At 63.4% G+C, this 4,704-nt stretch carries 4 protein-coding genes, 1 pseudogene and 1 riboswitch; of the genes and pseudogenes, 2 read left to right on the top strand and 3 right to left on the bottom strand.

The annotated features are described in order from the left end of the window. Positions 1 to 1,191: DUF5682 family protein (locus tag EN750_RS19455; protein ID WP_245482744.1), on the top strand; the 1,191-nt coding region annotated here is incomplete at its 5' end. Continuing rightward, a complete protein-coding gene (locus EN750_RS19450; RefSeq protein WP_127270708.1) occupies positions 1,184 to 2,410 on the top strand; it encodes a VWA domain-containing protein in 1,227 nt (408 codons plus the stop codon). The genes EN750_RS19455 and EN750_RS19450, both read left to right, overlap by 8 nt. 66 nt (positions 2,411 to 2,476) lie before the next feature. Here the strand turns inward: EN750_RS19450 and fba are convergent, their stop codons facing one another. The 3 genes and pseudogenes from fba to EN750_RS19435 all read right to left on the bottom strand — a co-directional run. Beyond that, positions 2,477 to 3,541, bottom strand: coding sequence for a class II fructose-bisphosphate aldolase (gene fba / locus EN750_RS19445; protein ID WP_013532928.1), 1,065 nt, complete (start codon positions 3,539 to 3,541; stop codon positions 2,477 to 2,479). Positions 3,542 to 3,703: 162 nt separating this feature from the next. After that, positions 3,704 to 4,177 carry a 6,7-dimethyl-8-ribityllumazine synthase gene (locus tag EN750_RS19440; RefSeq protein ID WP_127397370.1) on the bottom strand — a complete coding sequence of 158 codons (474 nt, stop codon included), beginning with the start codon at positions 4,175 to 4,177 and terminating at the stop codon, positions 3,704 to 3,706. 76 nt (positions 4,178 to 4,253) lie between these two features. Then, a riboswitch (FMN riboswitch) is annotated at positions 4,254 to 4,401 on the bottom strand. 64 nt (positions 4,402 to 4,465) lie between these two features. Continuing rightward, positions 4,466 to 4,704 (bottom strand): annotated as a pseudogene (locus EN750_RS19435) (MFS transporter); the annotation flags it as partial.

Here is a 4,704-nt window from a genome sequence, read left to right as displayed (position 1 = left end):
TTGCTGCTGGGCGCCGATGTCGGTGAAATTCCGCCAGACACGCCGCTGGCGCCGCTGATCGAGGACCTGCAACGCAACCAGAAAGCAGCGCGGCTGAAGCCCGAGGCGCTGGAGCACGAATTATCGGTCGATCTGCGCAGCGAGAGCGGGCTGTTTCGGTCGACCTTGCTGCACCGGCTGTCCGTGCTTGGCGTGCATTGGGGCAAACTCACCGACAGCGGCCGTAGCCGCGGCACCTTTCGCGAGCGTTGGACGCTGTCGTGGGAACCTGAATATGCCGTTCGACTGGTGGAGAACCTGGTCTACGGACCAACCATCGAAAAGGCGGCCAATGGCCGGCTGATCCAGATGATCGGCGCGGCAACGTCTCTTGATGCGATGGCCGCACTGGTCCAGGGCGCCATCACGGCAAACCTGTCGGAAGCGTCGATCGCCGGTCTCGCGGCCTTGGAGGACCGGGCAGCCCGCAGCAGCGAATGCCTGGAAATCCTGACATCGGTGCCGCCGCTCGCCGACATCATCCGCTATGGCGAGGCTCGCAAGACGGAAACCGCCCGTCTGTCCGGTCTGCTGGAGCGGCTGATCGTCGAAGGCGGGATCGCGCTCGCCTATGCCGCCCGCGACCTCGATGCCCAGGCATCCACGACGCTGGTCGGCGCCATGCGCAAGGCCGACGAAGCGATCAGTCTGGTCGAGCCTGAACAGGACGTGCTGGACGCCTGGCGCAATGGGCTGGCTGCGGTCCTCGATGGATCGCGCTCGACGGCGCTGGTGGCAGGCTGTGCCGCGCATCTGCTCTACGAAGCCGGCCATCTGTCAGCCGACGCGGCAACCGGTCTGATCGCACGACGTCTGTCTCCAGGAACGCCGGTCACCGAGGCTGCAGGGTTCTTCGAGGGTTTCTTCAGCACTGCCGGCCAACGGCTGATCTACGACGAGGGCCTGCGCGGTGCGGTGGATGCCTGGCTCGCATCCCTCGACGAAGACGCCTTCATTGCGCATCTGCCGTTGCTGCGCCGGGTCTTTTCGCATCTGGACTCGATGGAGCGGCGGCGGTTGATCGAAGCGGTGCTCGGCCGCGCCGCACGCCTGCCTGCCGGACTGACGCCGACTCCGGATGGCGGCGAAGCGTGGCGCCGCCATCTTGAACGGCTCGGACCCTTGCTGACGGGCGGGAGCGGCAATGGATGACGAGGCTGAAATGAGCGAGCCAATCCAGGCCGGCGACGGACGGGAGCGCCGCTGGCGCCTGGCGATCGGTGCCGATGAGGAAACCTCGTCAGCGCTGTCCGACACCGACAAGCGGCTTTCCGCGGCGCTCGATGCGCTTTACGGCGATGGTGCCGGCGATGCGGCTGCCGATCCGCGCAAGCGGCGCGGCGGCCTCGGCCGCTCGGCGCCAAGGGTGGCACAGTGGATGGGCGATATCAGATCGTTCTTTCCCGCACAGGTCGTCCAGATCGTCCAGAAGGATGCCTTCGAACGGCTCAACCTGAAGCAGATGCTGATGGAGCCGGAATTCCTCAAGGCGATCGAGGCCGACGTCAATCTCGTCGCCGACCTGATTTCGCTGCGCTCGGTCATGCCGGCCAAGACCAAGGACATTGCGCGTACGATCATCGCCGATATCGTCGCCAAGCTGATGCAGCGGCTGGAGCAGAAGACAGCCGAGGCGATCCGCGGCGCGGTCGACCGGTCGCAGCGCACCAACCGCCCACGTCAGCGCGACATCGACTGGCCGCGTACGATCTCAGCCAACCTTCGCCATTACCAGCCCGAGCACAAAACCATCGTGCCGGAGAAGCTGGTCGGCTTCATGCGCAAACAGCGAAGGCTGGTCGACCTGGATGAGGTGGTGCTGTGCGTCGACCAGTCGGGCTCGATGGCAAGCTCGGTGATCTACGCCTCCATCTTCGCCGCGGTGATGGCTTCCCTGCCGGTCGTGCGGACCAAGCTTGTCTGCTTCGACACGGCCATCGTCGATCTGACCGAGGAGCTCAGCGATCCTGTCGAAGTCCTGTTCGGCGTGCAACTGGGCGGCGGCACCGACATCAACCAGGCCGTGGCCTATTGCGCGGACCGCATCGAACGGCCGACCAAGTCGCATATGGTGCTGATCACCGACCTTTATGAGGGCGGCAACGGGCAGGAATTGCTGCAGCGGCTTGCTGCACTCGTTCGCTCCGGCGTCAACGTCGTGGTGCTCCTGGCGCTGACCGACCAGGGCAGGCCAGGTTATGACCCGAAGATGGCAGGCTCGGTGGCCGCCCTCGGTATTCCGGTCTTTGCCTGCACGCCGGATTTGTTTCCAGACATGATGGCGGCGGCATTGCGTCGGGAAGATATCGGCGCATGGGCGGCTGGCGCCGATATCAAGCTGGTTCGTGCCGAGGCCGAGACTCCGGAGTAAAACAGCCGTCGCCAGAGCCAGAGCTGCCAGGATGCTTCTGGCAGCTCTGGGATAAATGGCTGGAGCTCAGCCGAACTTCGGGTCGAGGCTGCCCGACTTATAGCGCTTGGCCATTTCGGCGACCGGCAGCGGCTTGATCTTCTGCGCGTTGCCGGCGGTGCCGAACTGTTCGAAGCGCTCCTTGCAGAGCTTGCGCATGGCGGCCATGGCTGGTGTCAAATATTTGCGTGGATCGAACTCGCTCGGGTTCTCGGTCAGCACCTTGCGGATCGCGCCGGTCAACGCCATGCGGTTGTCGGTGTCGATGTTGATCTTGCGCACGCCGTGCTTGATGCCGCGCTGGATTTCCTCGACCGGCACGCCCCAGGTCGGCTTCATCTGGCCGCCATATTTGTTGATGATCTCCTGCAGGTCCTCGGGCACCGAGGACGAGCCGTGCATGACCAGATGCATGTTCGGCAGCCGGCGGTGGATCTCCTCAATGACGTTCATGGCCAGCACCGCGCCGTCGGGCTTGCGCGAGAATTTGTAGGCGCCATGGCTGGTGCCCATGGCAACCGCCAGCGCATCGACATGGGTGTCCTTGACGAACTCGACCGCCTGTTCCGGATCGGTCAAAAGCTGGTCGTGGCTGATGGCGCCTTCGACGCCGTGGCCGTCTTCCTGCTCGCCGCCGCCGCTCTCCAGCGAGCCGAGCACGCCGATCTCGCCTTCGACGGACACGCCGCCCCAATGCGCCATGTCGACGACGCGCTTGGTGATGCCGGAATTATAGGCGTAGTCGGCCGGCGTCTTGCCGTCTTCCTTCAGCGACCCGTCCATCATGACCGAGGTGAAGCCGTACTGGATAGCGGTGACGCAGGTGGCTTCGTTGTTGCCATGGTCGAGATGCATGCAGACCGGAATGTCGGGATGGATTTCGACCAGCGCGTCGATCAGCTTGGCCAGCACCACGTCATTGGCATAGGCGCGGGCGCCGCGGCTGGCCTGCAGGATGACCGGCGACTTGGTCTCCTCGGCGGCCTCCATGATGGCGAGGCCCTGTTCCATATTGTTCATGTTGAAAGCGGGCACGCCGTAGCCGTATTCGGCGGCGTGGTCGAGCAATTGTCTCAGTGTTATGCGAGCCACCCAATAGTCTCCCGTATCTGGTTTCAAGCGCAACGTCGCGGGCCGGCCGGTTGCCGGTCGGCCCTTGATGCTTCTGGCGGGATTTCAACGGAACCGCAACCTTCAGAGCTCTTCTCGATCGCAATTCTTGTTGCAGGGCTGAAATCCGGCCGTTTTGGTGACTTAAGCCGCGATCAACTCCCGCGCCGCCAGGAGTTGCACGCAGGCGTTCGCCGCTTCCTTGCCCTTGACCGTGAAGTGCTCAAAGAAGAAGCGGTGGTGCTCGGCGCTGTCGTGGTAGTTGTGCGGGGTGAGCACCGCCGACAGCACCGGCACGCCGGTCGACAGCTGCACGTTCATCATGCCGTCGATGACAGCACTTGCGACGAATTCATGCCGGTAGATGCCGCCATTGACGACAAAAGCGGTGCCGAGGATCGCGGCATAGCGGCCGGTCTGGGCCAGGGTCTTGGCATGCAGGGGAATTTCATAGGCGCCCGGCACGTCGAAGATGTCGACAGTGAAGTGCTCGCCTCCGATGTCGGCCAGTTCCGTCTCGAAGGCCTGTACGCATTGGTCGACGATAGCGGCATGCCAGCGCGCGCGGATAACGGCGATGCGAGTCTTTTCGTAGTCTTTATGGGAATGCTGATTCATGGGTCCATCCTTCCGTTTCGAACCAGAATCAGGACGCACGATACGGATTAAGCCCGCGAAAAGCGGGCCGGCTTCCGTTCGTTCTCTTCCATCCGGACTGTAACCGTCGGCTCCGGAATCACACCGGATCTGCTGACCTTTCCGATTTTGCCGGAAAGCGCTCGCGGGCTCAGGCCGAAACCTTTACCGCCGGTGGGGACTTTCACCCCGCCCTGAGAACATTAACAGCTTTGTATGAAAGGGCAGGGCGCTGCTGTCAACCGTGCGGTTGGGGCCAAGTTCGTTCGATTATCGCGTGCGCCACGCCGCCGCCGATGCGGCGATCAGCATCAGCAATGCTGCGACCATTGCGCAGGTGGCAAAACCAAAGCTGGTGTAGAGCGGCCCGAAGCTGGTGGTGCCGACAAAGACCGCTAGGTAAGTCACCGCGCTGTTCAGGCCCATGATCGTGCCGCGCCGCGACGGATCGAGTGCAGACAGGCGCATCACCAGGACATTCAGGCCGAAATGATTGGCCAGTCCCCAGA

This window comes from Mesorhizobium sp. M7A.F.Ca.ET.027.03.2.1, from assembly GCF_003999175.1.
Taxonomy (GTDB): domain Bacteria; phylum Pseudomonadota; class Alphaproteobacteria; order Rhizobiales; family Rhizobiaceae; genus Mesorhizobium.
Note: the sequence above shows the minus strand (reverse complement) of the source record. Positions and strands in the feature narration are given on the sequence as shown.

Excerpts from the sequence above, each read along its gene's own strand:
- EN750_RS19450 (WP_127270708.1), top strand. The coding sequence starts at position 1,184 with ATGGATGACGAGGCTGAAATGAGCGAGCCAATCCAGGCCGGCGACGGA.
- EN750_RS19440 (WP_127397370.1), bottom strand. The coding sequence starts at position 4,177 with ATGAATCAGCATTCCCATAAAGACTACGAAAAGACTCGCATCGCCGTT.